The organism is Bradyrhizobium genosp. SA-3, from assembly GCF_004212635.1.
Classification (GTDB): domain Bacteria; phylum Pseudomonadota; class Alphaproteobacteria; order Rhizobiales; family Xanthobacteraceae; genus Bradyrhizobium.
This window is the reverse complement of record NZ_PSRT01000140.1, coordinates 1-21,911: the sequence shown is the minus strand read 5'-3', so window position 1 is coordinate 21,911 and position 21,911 is coordinate 1. Positions and strand designations below refer to the sequence as shown.

Annotated in this window: 21 protein-coding genes; 18 read left to right on the top strand and 3 right to left on the bottom strand. The window is 64.9% G+C overall.

The genetic code is table 11. From position 1 onward, the window contains the following. The first annotated feature begins 669 nt into the window (after positions 1–669). Positions 670–2,391, top strand: a complete 1,722-nt coding sequence (gene ilvD / locus CWO91_RS34315; RefSeq protein ID WP_130219930.1) for a dihydroxy-acid dehydratase — start codon at positions 670–672, stop codon at positions 2,389–2,391. Further along, positions 2,378–3,202 (top strand): tetratricopeptide repeat protein, encoded by an 825-nt coding sequence (locus CWO91_RS34310; protein ID WP_130219929.1) that lies wholly within the window; start codon positions 2,378–2,380, stop codon positions 3,200–3,202. The genes ilvD and CWO91_RS34310 overlap by 14 nt, the downstream gene beginning before the upstream one ends. 15 nt (positions 3,203–3,217) lie before the next feature. On the opposite strand, the gene xth is transcribed toward CWO91_RS34310, so the two are convergent. Next, positions 3,218–4,015, bottom strand: coding sequence for an exodeoxyribonuclease III (gene xth, locus CWO91_RS34305; protein ID WP_130219928.1), 798 nt, complete (start codon positions 4,013–4,015; stop codon positions 3,218–3,220). Between the two features lie 133 nt (positions 4,016–4,148). Between xth and CWO91_RS34300 the strand changes: the two genes are divergently transcribed. Continuing rightward, positions 4,149–6,479, top strand: a complete 2,331-nt coding sequence (locus CWO91_RS34300) for a hybrid sensor histidine kinase/response regulator (protein WP_130219927.1) — start codon at positions 4,149–4,151, stop codon at positions 6,477–6,479. Between the two features lie 4 nt (positions 6,480–6,483). On the opposite strand, the gene erpA is transcribed toward CWO91_RS34300, so the two are convergent. After that, on the bottom strand, positions 6,484–6,813 hold the full coding sequence (erpA, locus tag CWO91_RS34295) for an iron-sulfur cluster insertion protein ErpA (RefSeq protein ID WP_024342679.1): 330 nt from the start codon (positions 6,811–6,813) through the stop codon (positions 6,484–6,486). 124 nt (positions 6,814–6,937) lie between these two features. On the opposite strand from erpA, the gene CWO91_RS34290 reads away from it, so the two are divergent. The 12 genes from CWO91_RS34290 (at position 6,938) to surE (ending at position 19,013) form a co-directional block, all read left to right on the top strand. Further along, entirely contained in the window at positions 6,938–8,146 is a 1,209-nt protein-coding gene (locus CWO91_RS34290; RefSeq protein ID WP_130219926.1) for a deoxyguanosinetriphosphate triphosphohydrolase, read from the top strand. A gap of 9 nt (positions 8,147–8,155) precedes the next feature. Further along, positions 8,156–9,946, top strand: a complete 1,791-nt coding sequence (gene argS, locus CWO91_RS34285; protein ID WP_165405915.1) for an arginine--tRNA ligase — start codon at positions 8,156–8,158, stop codon at positions 9,944–9,946. 141 nt (positions 9,947–10,087) lie between these two features. Next, positions 10,088–11,662: an SPOR domain-containing protein gene (locus CWO91_RS34275; RefSeq protein ID WP_130219924.1), complete on the top strand. Its 1,575-nt coding sequence runs from the start codon at positions 10,088–10,090 to the stop codon at positions 11,660–11,662. Between the two features lie 46 nt (positions 11,663–11,708). After that, on the top strand, positions 11,709–12,737 hold the full coding sequence (gene nagZ / locus CWO91_RS34270) for a beta-N-acetylhexosaminidase (protein ID WP_130219923.1): 1,029 nt from the start codon (positions 11,709–11,711) through the stop codon (positions 12,735–12,737). Beyond that, on the top strand, positions 12,734–13,573 hold the full coding sequence (locus tag CWO91_RS34265) for a segregation and condensation protein A (protein WP_128933604.1): 840 nt from the start codon (positions 12,734–12,736) through the stop codon (positions 13,571–13,573). The genes nagZ and CWO91_RS34265 overlap by 4 nt, the downstream gene beginning before the upstream one ends. Positions 13,574–13,594: 21 nt before the next feature. Then, entirely contained in the window at positions 13,595–14,347 is a 753-nt protein-coding gene (gene scpB, locus CWO91_RS34260; RefSeq protein ID WP_165405914.1) for an SMC-Scp complex subunit ScpB, read from the top strand. A 165-nt stretch (positions 14,348–14,512) separates the two neighbouring features. Then, positions 14,513–14,749: a twin-arginine translocase TatA/TatE family subunit gene (locus CWO91_RS34255; protein ID WP_130219922.1), complete on the top strand. Its 237-nt coding sequence runs from the start codon at positions 14,513–14,515 to the stop codon at positions 14,747–14,749. Positions 14,750–14,834: 85 nt separating this feature from the next. Beyond that, positions 14,835–15,350, top strand: coding sequence for a Sec-independent protein translocase protein TatB (tatB, locus tag CWO91_RS34250; RefSeq protein ID WP_130219921.1), 516 nt, complete (start codon positions 14,835–14,837; stop codon positions 15,348–15,350). Beyond that, the gene (gene tatC, locus CWO91_RS34245) at positions 15,347–16,156 is read left to right on the top strand and encodes a twin-arginine translocase subunit TatC (protein ID WP_091885532.1); all 810 of its coding nucleotides are present in this window, start codon (positions 15,347–15,349) and stop codon (positions 16,154–16,156) included. The genes tatB and tatC overlap by 4 nt, the downstream gene beginning before the upstream one ends. Before the next feature lie 226 nt (positions 16,157–16,382). Then, positions 16,383–17,714: a serine--tRNA ligase gene (gene serS, locus CWO91_RS34240; RefSeq protein ID WP_130219920.1), complete on the top strand. Its 1,332-nt coding sequence runs from the start codon at positions 16,383–16,385 to the stop codon at positions 17,712–17,714. Between the two features lie 59 nt (positions 17,715–17,773). Then, a complete protein-coding gene (locus CWO91_RS34235) occupies positions 17,774–18,136 on the top strand; it encodes a hypothetical protein (RefSeq protein WP_130219919.1) in 363 nt (120 codons plus the stop codon). Positions 18,137–18,245: 109 nt separating this feature from the next. Continuing rightward, positions 18,246–19,013, top strand: coding sequence for a 5'/3'-nucleotidase SurE (surE, locus tag CWO91_RS34230; RefSeq protein ID WP_130219918.1), 768 nt, complete (start codon positions 18,246–18,248; stop codon positions 19,011–19,013). 104 nt (positions 19,014–19,117) lie between these two features. Here the strand turns inward: surE and CWO91_RS34225 are convergent, their stop codons facing one another. Continuing rightward, positions 19,118–19,489, bottom strand: coding sequence for a response regulator (locus tag CWO91_RS34225; protein WP_130219917.1), 372 nt, complete (start codon positions 19,487–19,489; stop codon positions 19,118–19,120). Between the two features lie 41 nt (positions 19,490–19,530). Between CWO91_RS34225 and CWO91_RS34220 the strand changes: the two genes are divergently transcribed. The 3 genes from CWO91_RS34220 to CWO91_RS34210 all read left to right on the top strand — a co-directional run bounded on the left by CWO91_RS34220 (position 19,531) and on the right by CWO91_RS34210 (position 21,855). After that, the gene (locus CWO91_RS34220; RefSeq protein ID WP_130219916.1) at positions 19,531–19,719 is read left to right on the top strand and encodes a hypothetical protein; all 189 of its coding nucleotides are present in this window, start codon (positions 19,531–19,533) and stop codon (positions 19,717–19,719) included. Beyond that, entirely contained in the window at positions 19,716–20,366 is a 651-nt protein-coding gene (locus tag CWO91_RS34215; RefSeq protein ID WP_130219915.1) for a protein-L-isoaspartate(D-aspartate) O-methyltransferase, read from the top strand. Before CWO91_RS34220 ends, CWO91_RS34215 begins: the two co-directional genes overlap by 4 nt. Positions 20,367–20,475: 109 nt before the next feature. After that, a complete protein-coding gene (locus CWO91_RS34210) occupies positions 20,476–21,855 on the top strand; it encodes a LysM peptidoglycan-binding domain-containing M23 family metallopeptidase (protein WP_130219914.1) in 1,380 nt (459 codons plus the stop codon). The last annotated feature ends 56 nt before the right edge of the window (positions 21,856–21,911 follow it).

Here is a 21,911-nt window from a genome sequence, read left to right as displayed (position 1 = left end):
CTTTGAGGGTGGAGCGATCAAGCAAAGCTCGGGCGAAAATGCGCCGCGAGAACGGGAAGGCGTGTCTGCAACGCAGATGCGAATTGGAGAACGACGCTATTGCCCCTTGCTCCGTCATTGCGAGGAGCCCTTGCGACGAAGCAATCCAGAATCTTGCCGCGGAGGGATGCTGCGCAATGACGAGGTGGAAGCTGCGTGCGCCTCACACTGCGCTCTCGTGCCCCGGACGCAGCGCAACGTCTCCCTGGCGATGCGAAGCATCATCCAGCGACGATGCGCTGCAGAGCCGGGGCCCATGTCGCGGCATCGGACCGTGTCGCGACTCAGCCGAGTTGCCGCGTCGTCAGCGCGACCAAGCGGGGCGCGCTGCTGGTGTCCTGAAATCCGAGGTTGTGGATTGTCCATTCCTCCGAGGGTATTGTGGTAGGACAACCCGTGTCTTCCACGCCACGATTGTTGTGTTCAAGCAACAGTGATTGGTGTTTTAACCCTCATCACCGGCCGTTCGCATCACCGCCGCTTTTTGGCCACACCCGAACATGAATAAAATCACTCTAATGTTCTAAGGGCAGCGGCCTCTTCGACGGCGACGGGAAATCCCAAGGTCGATTCAAATCTTGGCTCTGATTTTTCGGGTCTGAAAGGGTTGACCGGGGAAACTGGTTTGCGATGGACGCGAAGATTGACAAGCAGAGGCTGCCGAGCCGTCACGTGACGGAAGGCCCTGCGCGCGCGCCGCATCGGTCGTACTTCTATGCCATGGGTCTGACCACTGAGCAGATCCACCAGCCCTTCGTCGGCGTCGCCTCGTGCTGGAATGAAGCCGCTCCCTGCAACATCGCCCTGATGCGCCAGGCGCAGGCGGTGAAGAAAGGTGTGGCGTCGGCCGGCGGCACCCCCCGCGAATTCTGCACCATCACCGTCACCGATGGCATCGCCATGGGCCATGACGGCATGCGCTCCTCGCTGCCGTCGCGCGAATGCATCGCCGACTCGGTCGAACTGACGGTCCGCGGTCACGCCTACGACGCCCTGGTCGGCCTTGCCGGCTGTGACAAGTCGCTGCCGGGCATGATGATGGCGATGGTCCGTCTCAACGTGCCGTCGATTTTCATTTACGGCGGCTCGATCCTGCCCGGCAATTTCCGCGGGCAACAGGTCACCGTGCAGGACATGTTCGAGGCGGTCGGCAAGCATTCGGTCGGCGCCATGTCGGACGAGGATCTCGACGAGATCGAGCGCGTGGCCTGCCCCTCGGCGGGCGCCTGCGGCGCGCAGTTCACCGCCAACACCATGGCGACCGTCTCCGAGGCGATCGGCCTCGCGCTGCCGTACTCGGCAGGTGCTCCGGCACCCTACGAAATCCGCGACGCCTTCTGCATGACCGCGGGCGAGAAGGTGATGGACCTGATCGCCCAAAACATCCGGCCGCGCGACATCGTCACCCGCAAGGCGCTGGAGAATGCGGCTGCCGTGGTCGCGGCGTCTGGCGGCTCGACCAATGCTGCGCTGCACCTGCCGGCGATCGCGCACGAGGCGGGCATTAAGTTTGACTTATTCGACGTCGCCGAAATCTTCAAAAAGACACCATATGTCGCTGATTTGAAGCCGGGCGGCCGTTATGTCGCCAAAGACATGTTTGAAGTTGGTGGCATACCGCTTCTGATGAAGACGCTGCTCGACAACGGATTTCTCCACGGGGACTGCATTACGGTCACCGGTCGAACGATCGCCGAAAACCTCAAAAGCGTGAAGTGGAATCCGCACCAGGACGTGGTGCACCCGGCAGACAAACCCATCACCGTCACGGGCGGTGTGGTCGGTCTGAAGGGCAATTTGGCGCCAGAAGGTGCGATCGTGAAAGTCGCGGGAATGTCCAACCTCAGGTTTACCGGTCCGGCCAGGTGCTTCGACCGTGAGGAGGACGCTTTCGAGGCGGTTCAGAAGCGCACGTACCGCGAAGGCGAAGTCATCGTGATCCGCTACGAGGGGCCGAAGGGCGGCCCCGGCATGCGGGAGATGCTCCAGACCACCGCGGCGCTGACCGGCCAGGGCATGGGCGGCAAGATCGCGCTCATCACCGACGGCCGCTTCTCCGGCGCCACCCGCGGCTTCTGCATCGGCCATGTCGGGCCCGAGGCCGCGATTGGCGGCCCGATCGGGCTGCTCGAGGACGGCGACATCATCGAGATCGACGCCGTCGCCGGTACCCTTAACGTAAAATTGAGCGACCAGGAGCTCGCCCAGCGCAAGACCAAATGGGCGGCTCGCGCGACTAACCACACGTCGGGTGCGCTCTGGAAGTATGCTCAGCAAGTTGGACCAGCGCTCGGGGGGGCGGTGACCCATCCGGGCGGCGCGCACGAGAAACAGTGCTATGCGGACATCTAGGCGTGCCATAGTTGCGTTTGTGTTGGGGGCTGCTGCGCTGGCCGCGCCGGCGGTCGCCTTCGATGGCGCGCCGGTCAACAAGGACGCGACCATCCCGGTCGTGACCACCTTGCCGGGCGCTGCGAATACGGTTCGCACCAGAGTTCCGCCGGCGGTCGCATCCCAGGAAGCCTCGCTCAGCGCCCTGCAATATGCCGCCGAGGGCGGTCACCCCATCGCGCAGTGGAAGCTCGGCCGCATGTACGCCAATGGCGACGGCGTCGCCCAGGATGATCTGCGCGCCTTCGAATATTTCAGCCGCATTGCCAACGCACATGCCGAGGACAGCCCCTCGGCGCCGCAAGCGCAGATCGTGGCCAACGCCTTCGTCGCGCTCGGCCGCTACTATCTCAGCGGCATCCCGAACTCGAAGATCAAGTCCGATCCGGAGCGGGCGCGGGAGATGTTCTCCTATGCCGCATCCTATTTCGGCAACGCGGACGCGCAGTACGATCTGGCCCGCCTGTACCTGAAGACGCCGGATGCCTCGCGCGAGGATTTCCGCTATGGCGCCCGCTGGCTCGGCCTCGCCGCGCAGAAGGGCCAGCATCAGGCCCAGGCGCTGCTCGGCCAGATGCTGTTCAACGGCGACCGCCTGCCGCGACAGGCCGCGCGCGGCCTGATGTGGCTGACGCTGGCCCGGGACAGCGCAGGGGCCGAGGAGACCTGGATCAAGGAAAGCTACAACCGCGCCTTCGCCAAGGCCTCCGACGACGACCGCGCCATGTGCCTGCAAATGCTGGAGCAGTGGGTGCAGGGCCGCCGGGAGTAGCCTGCAGAGGCGGCCTTAAGCCGCCTCGAGATCGAGATCCGCCCACACCGGCACGTGGTCCGACGGCTTCTCCCAGCCGCGCACATAGCTGTCGATGCCGACATTGGCGAGCCGGTCGCTGGCTTGCGGCGACAGCAGCAAATGGTCGATGCGCAGGCCCTGGTTCTTCTGCCAGGCCCCGGCCTGGTAGTCCCAGAAGGTGTAGAGCCCGGCTTCATCCGTGACCGCCCGCAAGGCGTCGGTCAGGCCGATCCCGAGCAGGGACTGAAAGCTCTCCCGCGTCTCGGCCTTGAACAGGGCGTCCTCGGTCCAGGCGGCGGGATTGTGCACGTCGCGCCCATGCGGGATGACGTTGAAATCGCCGGCGAGGATCAGCGGGACCTCCTCCTTGAGGCGCTCCTTCGAATACTCAAGAAGCCGCGACATCCATTTGAGCTTGTAGGGATATTTGTCGGTGCCGACCGGATTGCCGTTGGGCAGATAGAGGCAGGCAATGCGCAACACCCCCTGCTTGAGCGTCACCACGCCTTCGAGGAAGCGGGCATGCGCATCCTCGTCGTCGCCGGCGAGGCCCGACTTGGTCTCGTCGAACCGGAGCTTGGAGAGCAGGGCGACGCCGTTGAACGTCTTCTGCCCGTGCGTGACCACGTTGTAGCCGAGCGCCTCGATCTCCAGCCGCGGGAAGGCTTCGTCGACGCACTTGATCTCCTGAAGGCAGACGATGTCCGGCTGGCACTCCTTCAGCCAGGTCAGCAGCAGGTCGATGCGCTGCCGGACCGAGTTCACGTTCCAGGTGGCTACTCTGATGGGCATTGGGAGGGCTCCAGGCGGGAGCCACCGTTAGAACAAAATGCAAACGCGCTCGTCAAGGCGGCCGCGGAATCTCCCACAAAATTAACCCGGCTTAAGCGCGCGTCGGGTCATTGATGGCCAAAAGGTTCCTGGGATGGGATGGCCGGACAAATCCATGAAGCGAACTGAGCCGCACGACGGCGTGATCGGCGCGTTCCTGTACTGGCTCGGCGGCTTCGAGATCGAGGACGGCCTGACCGCCGATCTCAGCGAGCGTGAGCTGCGGCGCATCCGCGCCAAGCAGATCGACGCGGTGACGCGGCTGATCCCGGTGACGATGGCCGTGACCATGCTCAACGTCGTCGTCGTGCTGATCCTGTTCTGGGGCAGGGGCTGGAACGACTTCCTCGCGATCTGGAGCATGACGTTCGCCGCTACCGCCTCGCTTGCGGTGCGTTCGTGGCGGCGGTCGCGTCGAAATCCGCTGCGGGAGGCCTCAAGCCGCGCCGCGCGGCAGACACTGCGACAGGCGTTCTTCCTCGCCGCGATCTGGGGCATGCTACCGCTGGCGCTGTTCAGCCGCATCGGACCAACCAGCCAGCTCATCCTGGCCTGCCTCATGGTCGGCATGATGTCGGGCGGTGCGTTCACGCTGTCGACCTTCCCTCGTGCCGGCCTCGTCTATCTCGCCACCATGACGATCGCCTGCGTCGGTGCGCTGCTGCTGTGCGGCACCGGGCCGTATCTGGTGACAGCGGTATTCCTGCTGCTGTTCGCATTCTTCATGGCGCGCAACATCGTCTCCCAGGGCAACCTCTTCCTCGGCAATCTCAAGGCCCAGCTCGAGCTCGAGCGCCAGACCGAGATCATCTCGCTGCTGCTGAAGGACTTTCAGGAGAACGCCAGCGACTGGCTGTGGCAGACCGATGCCGAGGGACATCTGGTCGACGTGCCCCAGCGCTTCGCCGACGTTGCGCAGCTGCCGCTTCCGCTGCTGAAGGGATCGCACTTCGCCGACGTGCTCGACATGCTCTGTCCCGAGGACAAGAGCGCGGCCTACAACATCGTCGGCCTGATGGAGCAGACCGAGCCGCTGCACGAGATGAACATCAAGGTCGTCGCCGGCGGCGAGGCGCGGCTGTGGTCGCTGACGGCGAAGCCCGCCCACGACCGCGACGGCCAGTTCCTCGGCTATCGCGGCTTCGGCCGCGACGTGACCGAGCGCTGGCGCGCCGAAAAGGCCGAGGCCGAGAGCCGCGCCAAGTCCGACTTCCTCGCCGTGATGAGCCACGAGATCCGCACGCCGATGAACGGCGTGCTCGGGCTCGCCAGCATGCTGCTTGAGACAAAACTCGATCCGGAGCAGCGCGAGGCCGTGACCACGATCCGCGAGTCCGGCGATAATCTCCAGCGCATCCTCAATGACATCCTCGATCTGTCCAAGCTCGAGGCCGGCCGCTTCGCGTTCGAGGCGATCGACTTTGCGCCGCAGGCGCTGGTCGAGACCGCCGCGACCGTGGGACGCGCGAGTGCCAAGAGCAAGGGGCTTGCGGTCAAGGTCGAGCTCGATCCGAACCTGCCGCCGACGCTGCGCGGCGACGTCGCCCGCATCCGCCAGGTGCTGCTCAACCTCGTGTCCAATGCGGTGAAGTTCACTGACGAAGGTGAGGTGACGATTTCGGCCACCTGCCAGGCGCGGCGCGATCTGCTGGCGACCGTCGAATGGACAGTGACCGATAGCGGCATCGGCATCGCCCCCGAAAAGCTCGGCCAGCTCTTCAGCGACTTCGCCCAGGCCGACGCCTCGATCAGCCGCCGCTTCGGCGGCACTGGCCTCGGCCTTGCGATCTCCCGGCGCATCATCGAGCAGATGGGTGGCACCATCGGCGTCACCTCGACCCCGGGCACGGGCTCGACCTTCCGCTTCACGCTGGTGTTGCCCTGGAGCCAGGCGCAAGCATCCGACCAAGATGCGGGCCGCGACGACGCCGACGATCTCAGGGGCCGTATCGCCGGGCTCGACCGGCCGCTGAAGGTCCTGGTCGCCGAGGACGACGCCGTCAACCGCATGGTCGTGAGCAAGATGCTCGGCGCATTCGACATCGAACTGCGCGTCGTCACCGACGGTGTCGACGCCGTCGCGGCAGCCTCTGAAGGCGACTACGATGTCGTGCTGATGGACGTGCGCATGCCCGACATGGATGGACTTGCCGCGACCCGCGCGATCCGCGCACAAGGCGGGCGCTTCGACGCGCTGCCGATCATCGCACTCACTGCCAACGCCTTCCCCGAGGACGTCAGGATCTGCCGCGAGGCCGGCATGTCGGACTTCATCGCCAAGCCGCTGCGCAAGCCGGCGCTGGTCGCGGCGTTGCTGCGCGCGCTGGACGGCCACACCATGTCGGAGGACGCGCCGCTTCAGCCGGAGCTGATGCCGGTCGAGGTGGAGTGGACGGACGAGGAAAGGCAGATCACCGGCGCGTAAGCGCTCAGACCGAGAAGCTGGTCCCGCAGCCGCACGAGGCGGTGGCGTTGGGATTGTTGACGCGGAACGAGGCGCCGATCAAATCGTCGACGAAATCGACCTGCGATCCCGCAAGGAACGGTTGCGAGGCGGAATCGACCAGCACCACCGCATTGTCCTGCTCGATCACGAGGTCGTCGTCGGTGCGGGCGCGGTCGATGTCGAACTTGTACTGGAAACCCGAGCAGCCGCCGCCTTCGACGGAAATGCGCAGCATCGCGCCAGAACCTTCGCCCTTGAGGATCTCCCCAATCCGGCGTGCGGCCCGGTCGCTGATGGTCACGGCAGTCGTCATTACTGGTCTCCAATAGTCCGCGCGGTCATACCAAATTCATTTGCCCAATTCATTTGGTATCCCGCGTCCGACATAGTTAAGTGCCACCATACGCAGAATCAAATGGATAGGGACTAAATTCGCCGTGTCCGTCGGAACGGCTGCCCCCCGCGCGCCCTATGCCTGCGACCCCGATCGCAGCCGCGGCCGGCTGGTCGCCGAGCCTCCGAGCCGGACCCGCAGCCCGTTCCGGCGCGATTGCGACCGCGTGATCCATTCCACCGCGTTCCGCCGCCTGAAGTACAAGACCCAGGTGTTCGTGTTCCACGAGGGCGACCACTACCGCACCCGGCTGACCCATTCGCTGGAGGTGGCGCAGATCGCCCGCGCGCTGGCCCGGCAACTCGGGCTGGACGAGGATCTCACCGAAACGCTGGCGCTCGCCCATGATCTCGGTCATCCGCCGTTCGGCCATGCCGGCGAGCGGGCGCTGGACGCCTGCCTGAAGGAGTTTGGCGGCTTCGACCACAACGCCCAGACGCTCCGGGTCGTCGCCGCGCTGGAGCACCGCTATCCCGAGTTCGATGGGCTGAACCTGACCTGGGAATCGCTCGAGGGCATCGTCAAGCACAACGGCCCGCTGACCGATCGCAGCGGCGCGCCGACCGAGCGCTACCGCGAGCACGGTGTTCCCGTCGGCATCGCCGACTATATCAAGACCTATGACCTCGAATTATGGAGCTTTGCCTCGCTCGAGGCGCAGGTCGCCGCGATCGCCGACGACATCGCCTACGACGCCCACGATATCGATGACGGCCTGCGCGCCGGCCTGTTCCAACTCGACGATCTCAAAGTGATGCCGCTGACCGCGGAGATCATCGCCGAGACCTCGGCGCAGTATCCCGATCTCGAAGATGTCAGGCGCGGCGCAGAGCTGGTGCGCGAGCTGATCTCGCACCTGATCGGTGCGGTGTTAGCCGAGGCGCAGAAGAACCTTGCGGCGGTCAAGCCGCAATCGGCTCAGGATGTGCGCCAGCAGAGCAGGGCGCTGATCGCGTTCCCTGCCGATGTCGCCGAGGAAGAGGCCGCCATCAAGCGCTTCCTGTATCAGCACATGTACCGCCACAAGCGGGTGATGCGGGTGATGGGGGAGGCGGAGCAGATCCTGTTCGAGCTGTTCGCAAAGTACCTGAAGGAGCCGTCTGAACTGCCGCCGGAATGGCTGGTGGGGGCGGAGGCGGACAATGAGGGCGACCGGGCCCGCCGGATCGGCAATTTCATTGCCGGAATGACCGACCGTTTCGCCCTGACCGAGCACCAGCGGCTCTTTGACTCGACCCCGGATTTGCGTTAGGCGGCGGCCATGCCCGACACATCCTCATCCCTGCACCTGTTCGCCGACGTGCTCGCGCGTGTGCACGCCGCCTGCCGTACGCTGGCCGTGGACGCCAACTGGCCTGAGGGCATCGATTTCTCGCGCGTGGTGGTCGAGCCGCCGCGCGATGCCTCCCATGGCGACATGGCGACCAACGCAGCCATGGTGCTTGCGAAAGAGGCAAAGGCAAAGCCCCGCGATCTCGCCGAGCAGATCGCCGAGCGGCTGCGCACGGATGCGCTGATCGCCAAGGTCGATGTCGCCGGTCCCGGCTTCATCAACCTGACGCTGAAGCCGGCTGCCTGGGCCGAGGCGCTGCGGACGGTGCTGCGCGAGGGCGCCGATTACGGCCGCGTCCGCGGCGGCTCCAAGGTCAATGTCGAATACGTCTCGGCCAATCCGACCGGGCCGATGCATGTCGGTCACTGTCGCGGCGCCGTGTTTGGCGACGCGTTGGCGAGTCTGCTTCAGTTCGCGGGCCACGACGTCACGCGCGAATACTACATCAACGATGCCGGCGCCCAGGTCGACGTGCTCGCGCGCTCCGCCTTCCTCAGGTATCGCGAGGCGCTCGGCGAGGACATCGGCGCGATTCCGGAAGGACTCTATCCCGGTGACTACCTCAAGCCCGTCGGCGCGGCGCTGGCCAAGGAGCATGGCGACAAGCTCCGCGGGGTGAGCGAGGCCGAGTGGCTGCCGACGGTGCGCGCCAAGGCGATCGCGATGATGATGGACGAGATCAAGGACGATCTCGCCGCCCTCAACATTCGCCACGACGTGTTCTTCTCCGAGCGCTCGCTGATCGAGACCGGCAACAACAAGGTTGCCGAGACCATCGATTTCCTGCAGGCCAAGGGCGACATCTACGAAGGTCGCCTGCCGCCGCCGAAGGGCGCGCCGGTCGAGGATTGGGAAGACCGCGAACAGTTGCTGTTCAAGGCGACGGCTTACGGCGACGACGTCGATCGCCCGCTGATCAAATCGGACAATTCCTACACCTACTTCGCCTCCGACATCGCCTACCACAAGAACAAGTTCGACCGTGGTTTTGCGGAGATGATCGACGTCTGGGGCGCCGACCATGGCGGCTACATCAAGCGCATGCAGGCAGCGGTGAAGGCGACGACGTCAGGCAAGGGCGCGCTCGACGTCAAGATCGTGCAGCTCGTGAAGCTGCTGCGCAATGGCGAGCCGGTGAAAATGTCGAAGCGGAGCGGGGACTTCGTCACCTTGCGTGAGGTGGTGGATGAGGTCGGCCAGGACGCCGTCCGCTTCATGATGCTCTATCGCAAGAACGATGCGGTGCTCGATTTCGACCTCGCCAAGGTCATGGAACAGTCGCGCGACAACCCGGTGTTCTACGTCCAGTATGGTCACGCCCGCGGTCACTCGATCTTCCGCAACGCGCGAGCCGAGGTGTTCCCGGAACTGCCCGGGGATACCGCGGAGCGGATCGTTTGGCTCAGTGAGTCGGCGGTGGAACGGTTGTCAGACCCGGTCGAACTCGATCTTCTCAAGCGGCTCGCAATTTATCCGCGGGTGATGGAAGCTGCCGCCGCGGCCCACGAGCCGCACCGAATTGCCTTTTATCTCTATGATTTAGCCAGCGAATTTCATGCGCTTTGGACGAAAGGGCGCGATTTGCCCTATTTACGCTTCATTATCAATAATGATGCAGATCTTACAAAAGCGCGACTGGCCATGGTCCAGGGCGTCGTCTCTGTCCTGGCATCGGGCCTCGCCATCCTCGGCGTCCATGCCCCGGACGAGATGCGGTAGTTTGGGGCGAACTACCTAATGGGAATTCGGGGGGTAACCGGCAGAAGCCGGATCGCTTAGACTTGGTTGAAAGCCTTGTGGGTCGAAAGCCGTGCCTTGGTCGAGGGGCGCGCGGCTTTCCCGAAGGGACGCATCATCACGATGGCCGAACGATATCAGGATAGACCGTTTCCCTCCGATGACTATGGTCGCGGTAGCGATCAGCATGGGAAGGCGGAAAATGATCCCTTGGCCGAGCTCGCCCGTCTGATCGGACAGACCGATCCGTTCGCAGCGCAGTCGCGGCCGACAGCGCGCCCGACTTCGGCGCCTGCCCAGAGCTATCGGGAAGACGACTATCGCCAGGATGATGATCAACAGGACGATGCCGAGCAACCTCCGCCGCCGTCCGGGCCGCCCTCATGGATGCGGCGCGCCAACGTGCAGCCGCAGCCGGCACCCGCGCCGGAGCCTGACTATCCTGTCTCCGTAAACCCGGTTCATCCGTTGCATCGCTATTCGGCCCAGCCGACTGCGCCTGCGCCAGAGCCGGATTTTCATCAGCCGCAGACCCATCAGGATCACGCTTATCAAGCTCGAGCGTATCAGGATCAGGCCTATCAACAGCACGGACAGGCTTATCAGGAGCAGGCCTATCAGGAGCCGTACGCGCAGCCCGATCCGTCGCGCTACGATGATGCGCTCTATGGCCGGCTCGAGACCGGCGAGCAGGACTACCAGCGCGATCCGGCCTATCCCGACGATCCCTACGCGTACCAGAACGACTATCCCGAGGCCGAACTTGACGAGCCGAAGAAGCAGCGCGGCGGCATGATGACGGTCGCGGCGATCCTGGCGCTTGCCGTGGTCGGGACTGGCGCTGCCTTTGCCTACAAGACCTATGTGAGTTCGCCCCGCAGCGGCGAGCCGCCGATCATCAAGGCCGACAACACGCCGACCAAGATCGTGCCCGCGCCGACGGACTCCACAGCCAAGGTGCCGGATCGCATGGTGAGCGGTGACGGCACCGAGAAGATCGTGCCGCGCGAGGAGGCGCCTGTCGACGTCAACGCCAGGGCGGGTGGACCCCGCGTGGTGTTCCCGCCGCTGAACCAGAATGCGAACCCGCCGTCGGTGGCGAGCGTGTCGCCATCGACGGTGCCGCCGCCGAGCGCGGGGCCGACACCGAGCAACGGCACCCTGCCGAACAATTCGCCGCGTTCGATCAGGACGGTGGCCGTGAAGGGCGATCAGACCGATAGCGCCGCCCCGCAATCGGCGGCAGCCGCCAAGCCGGCAACTGCGCCAAAACCTATTGCCGCACCGCCTGCACCGATCGCGCCGCGCAATCCGCCGACCTCGGCCAATGCCAGCGCCAACCAGCCTATGTCGCTTGCGCCGCAATCGGGACCGACGGCCGAGCCTCCGCAGCGGATGGCTGCGACTAACCCGACGCAACTTGCCCCCGCCAGCAGCGGCGGCGGCTACATCGTGCAGGTCTCCTCGCAGCAGAGCGAGGACAGCGCCGCCGCATCCTATCGGGTGCTTCAGAGCAAGTATGGCAGCGTGCTCGGATCCCGCTCGCCGGTGATCAAGCGCGTCGACCTGACCGACAAGGGCAAGGGCATCGTCTACCGCGCCTTCGCCGGTCCCTATGGTTCGGCCGAGGAGGCGACGCAGGCATGCAACAGCCTCAAGTCCGCAGGCCTGTCCGCCTGCTTCGTCCAGAGGAATTAACGGCCGTTTCCTTGACCCCCTCGCGGGGCAGGGTTAATCGGCCGTTATGAGCACGCGGGCCTTCATTACCGGCGTATCCGGAACGGAACTGACCGCCGCCGAGCGGGAGTTTATCCGTGCCGAACGACCATGGGGCTTCATCCTCTTCAAGCGCAATGTCGCGACACCGGCTCAAGTTGCTGCATTGGTTGCGGAATTGCGGGCGGTTGCGAATGCCGCCGACGCGCCCGTCCTGATTGATCAGGAGGGCGGACGGGTGCAACGGCTGGTGCCGCCGCACTGGCCGGTCTATCCACCGGGGGCCGTATTCGCGAATTTGTACGACACTGATTCGGCGCTCGGGCTCACTGCGGCGCGCCTCAGTGCCCGCCTGATCGCGGCCGATCTTGCCGATCTCGGCATTACCGTGGATTGCCTGCCGCTCGCTGACGTGCCGGTGCCGGGTGCCGATGCGGTCATCGGCAATCGGGCCTACGGCACTGAGCCGGGCAAGGTCGCGGCGATTGCCCGTGCAGTCACCGAGGGGCTGGAGCAGGGCGGCGTGCTGCCGGTTCTCAAGCACATCCCCGGTCATGGCCGGGCCACCGCCGACACCCATTTCAAGCTGCCGACGGTCGATACGCCCCGGGACGAGCTGGAACGGACCGATTTCGCCGCGTTCAAGCCGCTTTCGAACCTGCCGATGGCCATGACTGCACATGTTGTGTTTAGCGCGGTCGACCCGGCCCATCCGGCGACGACATCTGCGACAATGATTGCTGACGTGATTCGCGGCGCAATCGGGTTCCAGGGTTTGTTAATGAGTGATGACGTGTCGATGAACGCGCTGTCGGGGAATATCGCCGAGCGGACCCGCGCCATCTTCGCGGCCGGCTGCGACGTGGCCTTGCATTGCAACGGCAACATCGAGGAGATGCGCGACGTCGCCGGTCAGACACCCGAACTGTCCGGCAGGGCACTGGAGCGGGCGAAAGCCGCGCTCGCCGCACGCAAGCCGCCGCAGCCGTTCGACCGGGCGACCGCACGCGCGGAATTGGACGCATTGATCGCACGGGCAAACACGGCATCCGCATGACCGCAGAAATCCTATCGTTTGAAACCGGGCGGCCCGCAGAGCTCGCCGAGGGTGAGCCGGCGTTGGTCGTGGACGTCGAAGGCTATGAGGGCCCGCTTGACCTGTTGCTCGCACTGGCACGGCAGCAGAAGGTCGACCTTGCCAAGATTTCGATCCTGGCGCTGGCGGACCAGTATCTCCACTTCATCGAAGCTGCGCGGAAGATCCGGCTGGAGCTCGCTGCTGATTACCTCGTGATGGCGGCCTGGCTCGCCTTCCTGAAGTCGCGCCTGCTGCTGCCGGAGCCGCCGAGTGCGGAAGGCCCAAGCGCCGAGCAGATGGCGACTGCGCTTGCCAACCGGCTGCGCCGGCTGGAAGCCATTCGCGAAGCCGCCAATCGGCTGATGAACAGGCCGCAATTGCAGCGCGACATCTTCCCGCGCGGCGAGCCCGAGCAGATCGCCGAGATCAAGCATCCGAAATACACGGCGACGTTGTACGACCTGCTCACCGCCTATGCCGCGCAGCGGCAGTCGCGCGTGCTGGCGAGCGTGCATCTGGCCAAGCGCACGGTGTGGTCGCTCGCCGAGGCGCGCGCCACGCTGGAGCGGCTGGTCGGCAGCATCAGCGAGCAGGATGACTGGGGCGTTCTCGACGACTTCCTGATCCGGCATGTCGCCGATCCGACGCAGCGCGCGACGGTGTTCGCTTCTAGCTTTGCCGCCGCGCTTGAACTGGTGCGCGAAGGTCAGCTCGAGCTGAACCAGAAAGAGGCGTTTGCGCCCATCTATTTCCGGAAGGGGCGTCCTAAACCGGTTCCGGACGCAGCTCCGGCGCCCGATGCGCCGGTCGGTTAAGTGCAAGAAGGAGAATCTGCCATGGCAAGCCTGGCTGAAGTGCGGGTAGAAGAGGCCGAGCCGATGGACAACGAATCCCAGGCGCGTCCCGAGGAATTGCGGCTGCTGGAAGCGCTGCTGTTCGCTTCGAGTGAACCGCTGGATACCGCGACGCTGGCCAAGCGGATGCCGGATGGCGTCGATGTCAAGGCGGCGCTCGAGCAGCTCCAGGCCGACTATGCCTCGCGCGGCGTGAACCTCGTGCGCGTCGCCAATAAATGGACCTTCCGCACCGCCGGCGATCTCGCCTGGCTGATGACGCGGGAGAGCACCGAGACCCGCCGCCTGTCGCGTGCGGCAATCGAGGTGCTGGCGATCATCGCCTATCACCAGCCGGTGACGCGCGCCGAGATCGAGGAGATCCGCGGTGTCGTCACCTCGAAGGGCACGCTGGACGTGCTGCTGGAGACCGGCTGGATCAAGCCGCGCGGCCGGCGCAAGACGCCCGGCCGCCCCTTGACCTTCGGAACCACCGAGGACTTCCTGTCGCAGTTCACCCTGGAACAGCTCGGCGATCTGCCGGGCCTCGAAGAGCTGAAGGGCACGGGCCTGCTGGATTCGCGCCTGCCGACCGGATTCAGCGTGCCGACGCCGTCGGATGACCCGGCGCTGCGTGAAGACGAGGATCCGTTGGAACCGGGCGAAGACCTCGATCTCGCGCTGGCGCCGGCGGTCGAGCCCGAGGCGCCGGAAGGCGGCAATGAGGGTGGCGGCGAAGGCGGCACTGAAGAGTGACGCCGGTCCGTTCACGGATCCCTGCGAGCAGTTAACACTAGCAAGATTGCGTAGTGCCAACAGCGAATTGGCGCTGCCTTGGTCCTTGTTTTTGAGACCCGCCAAGCCTAGGTTTCGGTGAAGATCGGCCGGGTCCCCGGCCATGCGCGTTTGGAGGGTTGCAGGATGGGTTCACTCAGCATTTGGCACTGGATCTTGGTGATCGCAGTGGTCCTGCTGCTGTTCGGCCGCGGCAAGATTTCGGATCTGATGGGCGACGTGGCGCAGGGCATCAAGGCATTCAAGAAGGGCATGCAGGACGACGACAAGCCCGTTGAAAAGCCTGAGCCGAACAAGTCCATCGAGCACAACAACGCCGCGCCGACCGCGGCACGGTCCGACGTCGGCAGCAAGGCCGTCTGAGCCAGAGAGCATGCGAGACGCGGGTAGCCCCGATCCTGCGCGCGAGGGATTGGGCCGGTTGCGGCTGGCGTGAACGGAAGACCTCATGTTCGACATCGGCTGGAGTGAACTGGTCCTCATCGGGGTCGTGGCCCTTATCGCCATCGGCCCGAAGGAGCTGCCGGGCGTGCTGCGCATGGTTGGGCAGTGGATGGGCAAGGCCCGCAAGATGGCCGCCGAATTCCAGGGTCAGTTTCAGGAAGCGATGCGCGAGGCCGAGATGGCCGACCTCAAGAAGAGCTTTGACGAGGTCAAGGAAGCCGCGACCGGCTTCAATCCGCTGACCTCGCTTCAGAAGGACGTCAGCGATGCGCTCCGCGTCGATGCGCTCGACAAGCCGGCCGAGACGCCAGCCATCAGCGCCGCCGAACCGTCGGCGACTTCAAGTGAAGCGCCGATGACGCCAACGACACCGGAAGCCCCGACGCCCGCGACCTTCATGGAAGCCGAGGCGCATGCGGCAGCGAACGAGCCGCTCGCGATCACCCGTGAGGTCGAGCAGGCCCACGTCGCGCAAGACACCGCGCCATCCGAGGCGATCAAGGACGCCAAAGCGTCATGACCGACGCCGATATCGAGGCCAGCAAAGCCCCCTTGATGGACCATTTGATCGAGCTGCGGTCGCGGCTGATCAAGGCGCTGCTCGGCTTTGGCGTTGCCTTCATCTTCTGCTTCTTCTTCGCCAAGCAGATCTACAACGTGCTGGTCTGGCCGTTCGTGTGGGTCGCGGGTCCTGAGAATTCCAAGTTCATCTACACGGCGCTGCTGGAATATTTCATCACCCAGCTGAAGCTCGCGCTGTTCGGCGCCGGCTTCATCTCGTTCCCGATCGTCGCGACGCAGATCTACAAGTTCGTGGCGCCCGGTCTCTACAAACACGAGAAGCAGGCCTTCCTGCCGTATTTGGTCGCGACCCCGTTCTTCTTCGTGCTGGGCGCGGCGCTGGTCTATTTCGTCGTGCTGCCGATGCTGGTCCGCTTCTCGCTCGGCATGCAGCAGGCAGGCAGCGACGAGACCGCGCAGATCCAGCTCTTGCCCAAGGTCGGCGAATATCTGTCGCTGATGATGTCGCTGATCTTCGCCTTCGGCATCGCCTTCCAGCTTCCGGTGATCCTGACGCTGCTCGGGCGGATCGGCATCATCACATCGAAGATGCTGCGCGAGAAGCGCCGCTATTTCATCGTCATCGCCTTCGTCATCGCGGCCGTGCTGACGCCGCCTGACGTGCTCAGCCAGTGCTCCCTGGCGATTCCCTTGCTGGCGCTCTACGAGGGTTCGATCATCGCGGTGGCGATGGTGGAGAAGAAGGCGGCGGCCTCGCAGGCCACCGGTACCGACGTGTCGACGCCGGCCAAGCCGGCGGAGTAGAGCGCTCCGATCTCCGCCGTCATTCCCCGCCACCGGGTCTCGCCTTCGGCGAGCCCGATGACAGGCTCCAGCGTGGAATCCAGTACGCCGCTGCCTATCGCGGAATCACTGCCGTCTCTGGAATACTGGATCATCCGCCTTCGCGGATGATGACAGCTGTGCTAGGGGACGCGCTGACGTACAACATTTGCCGTTGTATGTTGACGCGCTCCCCAGGACCACAGCCATGCACGACATCAAATCGATCCGCGACAATCCGCAAGCCTTCGACGCCGGCCTCGCACGGCGCGGCCTGAAGCCGATGTCGGCCTCGCTGCTCGCGATCGACGAGAAGCGGCGTGCGGCGATTCTGGCCTCCGAGCAGGCGCAGGCGCGGCGCAACGCGGCCTCGAAAGAAATCGGCGATGCCAAGAAGGCCAAGGACGAGGCACGCGCCGCCAAGCTGATGGCCGAGGTCGCCGAACTGAAGACCACGATGCCGCAGCTCGAAGCTGCCGCGAAAGCAGCCGACGATGAGCTGACGAAAGAGCTGTCGGCAATTCCGAACATTCCGTTCGATGAAGTCCCCGATGGTGTCGACGAGCACGGCAACGTGCAGCACCACCTGTTCGGCAACAAGCGCAACTACAGCTTTGCGCCGAAGTTGCATGACGATCTCGGCACCGCGCTCGGCTATATGGATTTCGAGGCCGCGGCAAAGCTCTCCGGTGCGCGCTTTGTCGTGCTGAAGAAGGGGCTGGCGCGGCTCGAGCGCGCCATCGGTCAGTTCATGCTCGACCTGCACACCACCGAGCACGGCTACACCGAAATCAATCCGCCGCTGCTCGTACGCAACGAGGTGATGTTCGGTACGGGGCAACTGCCGAAATTCGAGGACGACCAGTTCTGGGCGATCAAGGGCGAACTGCTGGCTGCGCCCGACCATGAGCGGCTGAAGACCGAGCGCCTCGGCCTGATCCCGACCGCAGAAGTGTCGCTCACCAACCTCGCGCGCGAATCCATTCTCGACGAGAAGCAATTGCCGATGCGCCTTACCGCGCTGACGCCGTGTTTCCGCGCCGAGGCCGGCGCCGCGGGGCGCGACACGCGCGGCATGATCCGCCAGCATCAGTTCACCAAGGTCGAACTGGTCTCGATCACGACGCCGGAAGCGAGCAAGGACGAGCTGGAGCGGATGCTGTCCTGCGCCGAGCAGGTGCTTCAGAAGCTCGACTTGCATTACCGTGTGATGACGCTCTGCGCAGGGGATATGGGTTTCTCGTCGCAGAAAACCTATGACATCGAGGTCTGGATGCCCGGGCAGGGCGACGGCGGCATGTTCCGCGAGATCTCGAGCTGCTCGGTCTGCGGCGACTTCCAGGCAAGGCGCATGGATGCGCGCTCGCGCGGGCCGGACGGCAAGCCGCGCTTCGTGCACACGCTGAACGGCTCCGGCACCGCGGTCGGCCGCGCGCTGATCGCGGTGATGGAGACCTATCAGCAGGAGGATGGCTCGATCGCGGTTCCCAGTGTGCTCCAGCCCTATATGGGCGGGCTGAAGGTGGTCGCGCGCGAGTAGGGTTGCGAAGATCGGGCGGCAGGCTATCCTGCCGGCCCCTCAACGCGAACCCACCATTCATGGCCTTGCACCGCGACATCTTCTGGGTCGGCCGACAATGGGCGGTGACGGGGGCCGGCATCCAGGCCGTCGATCAGCGCCTGCGCGGTGTGCTCGACATCGAGATCGCGCGGCTCTGGGACGACGATCTCGTGCGGAGCCGGCGGGCGAAGCCCGGAATCAATGCAGCGGATTTCGACAAGGCGCTGACGGTCGCGCGCGAACGCTTTCCGCAGGCGCCGGTGTCCGAGCCGTTCGTCGCGCAGCTGGAGGCACTCGGCGTGATCGAAAATCCCGTCGAGAGCCCGGTCGTGCCGGCGATGCAGCTGCATGCCGAGGGCCGGCTGGCACGCTTCCTGCCGCAATGGCGCATCCGCCGGTAGCAGGATCAAGCCGGGAACCTGGGCCAACCGGACCCAATCGGCCAGTTTGCCTGATTGGGCGGAGCCGGATAAGACGGCTCAGACCCGCTTTCTGGAATCGACCTTTCGCATGCGTATTCTCTGCACCAATGACGACGGCATCCACGCCCCCGGCCTCAAGGTCGTGGAGGAGATCGCGCGCGCCTTGTCCGACGACGTCTGGGTGGTGGCACCGGAGCTCGACCAGTCCGGCGTGTCGCATTCGCTGTCGCTGAATGATCCGTTGCGCCTGCGCGAGGTCGGCCCACGGCACTTCGCCGTGCGCGGCACACCGACCGACTGCGTCATCATGGGCGCGCGCCACATCCTCGGGCCCAAATTGCCGGATGTCGTGCTATCCGGCGTCAACAAGGGGCGCAACGTCGCCGAAGACGTGGTCTATTCCGGCACCATCGCCGGCGCGCTGGAAGGCACCATCCTGGGGCTGCCGTCGTTCGCTCTGTCGCAGGAGTTCAGCGTTGAGACCCGCGAGCGACCGCCGTGGGACACCGCCCGCAAGTTCGGGCCCGATATCCTGCGCAAGGTGATCGCCGCCGGCGTCCCGAAAGACACGGTGATCAACGTCAACTTCCCGTCGTGTGCGCCGGAGGATGTGCTCGGCATCCGCGTCACGCGCCAGGGCAAGCGCAATCTCGGCTTCCTCAGGATCGACGAGCGCAGGGACGGCCGCGGCAATCCCTATTTCTGGATCGGGTTCGAACGCACGGCGATGATGGACACGCCCGCAGACGGCACCGATCTCGCGGCGCTTCGCGAGCGCTACGTCTCGGTGACGCCGCTCAGGCTCGACCGCACCAACGAAGCGTTTTCAGACGAATTGAGCGCGACGCTGAAGTAGCGCCTAAGGCGCAATGAGATCAGGATGAATCGTCATCGCGCCTTAGGTCAATGTTTGAGCATGATCTTTTCGGAAAACCGCTGCACACTTTTCCGGATCATGCTCTAGCCGTTGCGAAGCGCGGCTTCGATGGTCTTGCCGAGTGCATCGAGCTGGAACGGCTTCTGGATGGCCGGCCGATCGCGGTACTGTTCGGGCAGGCCGGAGGAGCCGTAGCCGGTGGCGAAGATGAAGGGGCAGCCTTTCGCCCTGATGACATCGGCCACCGGCGAGATGACCTTGCCGTTGACGTTGACGTCGAGAATGGCGATGTCGAACTCGGTCGCCTGGGCGAGCCGCATGGCTTCGGTGATGTCGCCGGCCTCGGCAGCGACCTTGTAGCCGAGCTCTTCGAGCATGTCCGCAACCATCATCCTGATCATCACCTCGTCTTCGACGAGGAATACAGAGCGGCCGGAAAGCCCCGTCGCGGTCATGGTCGAGTCCTTGCCCATTCCAAAAAACGTTCGCAGATAACATGAATCGACGCAATGCGCGTTTTGACGAACGGATACTTGAAAATGGCGATCACGACTGGCCTGTTGCACGCCAATCTGTGATTAAATATCCAGCCGAATGGTATCATGGGTTCCCGACCAAGGAACAAGATTCTCGCGCCCGGGTTGGCGACTTAACGGGCCTGACAACACAGCATTGGCAGCAATGACCTCCCATCAGCCCCCGCCCGAAAAGATGATGTTTCAGCTCACGCTGAGGCGCCGGGGCATCAGCAATCAGGCCGTGCTGCGGACCATGGAGGAGGTGCCGCGCGAGCTGTTCGTCGACGACGCCGACCGCGACGGCGCCTATCGCGACAGTGCGCTACCGATCGCCTGCGGGCAGACCATCAGCCAGCCCTTCGTCGTCGCCTACATGACCGAGCAGCTCCAGCTCCAGAAGCGGCACCGCGTGCTCGAGATCGGCACCGGCTCCGGTTATCAGGCCGCCGTGCTGTCGCGGCTCGCAGGGCAGGTGCTCACGGTCGAGCGCTACCGCAAGCTCGCGGATACCGCACGCGCCAGGCTCGAAGAACTCGGCTGCCACAATGTCGAGGTGATGCTGGGCGATGGCCTCAATCTGCCGGCCAATATCGGCCCGTTCGACCGCATCATCGTCACCGCCGCGATGGAGCGGATTCCAGAGAACCTGATCGAACGGCTCGAGATCGGGGGCATCCTGATCGCACCGGTCGGTCCGCATCAGGGCGTGCAGACGCTGACCCGCCTCAGCCGCACCGAGGCGGGGATCGAGCGCAAGGAACTCGTCGACGTCCGCTTCGTGCCGGCGCTGCCTGGCGTGGCGCGAGAGCTGTAGAATTCCGGATTGGCTGTGCCGCCAACATCTTATTAGGAGGGTTAAGCCGTTATTTACTCGGCGCGTGTTTACTTAAAACACCAGTTCTGTTGCGTACGAGTGAGTAACCATGTCCGCTGTCGCCGAGTTGCTTTACTCGCGCCGCGTGCCGCAAGTCGCGGTGCTGGCGCTGATCTCCTTCAGTTTTGCAGGGTGCAGCGCCGACATGTCGTCGCGACTCTCCCAGTCGAATTTCTCCAATCCCTTCGCCTCGGAATCCACCGGTTCGGTGCAGCAGGCGCCACCGCCGCAGCTGCCGCAATATGCGCGGCCGCAGACGCAGCCCGGTTCCTATCAGTCCCAGCCCCTGCCTCCGCCCGCGGTGTCCACCCCGCAATCCTATCCCGTTGCCTCTGGCGGCGGAGTGTCCGGTGGCGGGCGCGGCGTCGGCTCCTACGCGCCCCCGGCGCAGCCGCACCTCGAGACCACGGCGACCGTGCCGCCGCGCTCGGTTGCTGCGGCCCAGCCGGCCGGCGGCACCAAGATCATCGTCGGCACCAGCGACACGCTCGACGTGCTCGCCAAGCGCTATCATGTCACGCCGCAGGCGATCCTCGCTGCCAACGGCTACAAGGGCCCGCGCACGCTCTCGCCCGGCCAGCAGCTGATCATCCCGCATCCGGCCACGGCCGCTGCGCCCGCGCCGGCGATGGCTCCCGTCGCGGCGGCGCCTGCGGCGAAGCCGGTTGCTGCCGTCGCTGCTCCGCCGAGCACGCACTTCGTCAACCGCGGCGACACGCTCGCCAGCATCGCGCGCAAGAACCACATCTCGGCGGCCGAGCTCGCCCGTGCGAACGGCCTCGACCCCTCGGCCAAGCTCAAGCTCGGCACCAAGCTGACCGTCCCGGGCGCCAAGACTGCCGCCGTCGCGGTGCCGGTTGCTCCGGCTCCGGTCGCGGCTGCTCCGGTTGTGGGAACGCTCCAGCCCGTGGCAGCCGCTCCGGCGCCTGCTACCAAGATGGCAGCTGCCGCCGCGCCGGTGCAGAGCGCGCGTCTGGCCCAAGCCACGGCCAATGTCGAAGAGAAGCCTGCCGAGACGCCGGCCAAGGCTGCGGAGGCCACCGGCGCGCTGCCGACCTTCCGCTGGCCGGTGCGCGGCAAGGTGGTCACGAGCTACGGCGCCAAGACCAACGGCAAGTCCAATGACGGCATCAACCTCGCGGTGCCCGAGGGGACGCCGGTCAAGGCGGCTGAAGACGGCGTCGTCGCCTATTCCGGCAACGAGCTGAAAGGTTACGGCAATCTGGTCCTGGTTCGGCACTCCAACGGCTACGTCACCGCATATGCCCATGCGAGTGAGCTGTTGGTGAAGCGCGGCGATACCATCAAGCGCGGTCAGGTCATTGCCAAGTCGGGTCAATCCGGGGAAGTGGCGTCGCCGCAGCTCCACTTCGAGATCCGTAAGGGATCGAGCCCGGTTGACCCGCTTCAATTCCTCAATGGTGCGTGAGGCCTAAATAGCTGCCGCAAGTACGGTGTCGTCGCCCGGCTTGACCGGGCGACCCA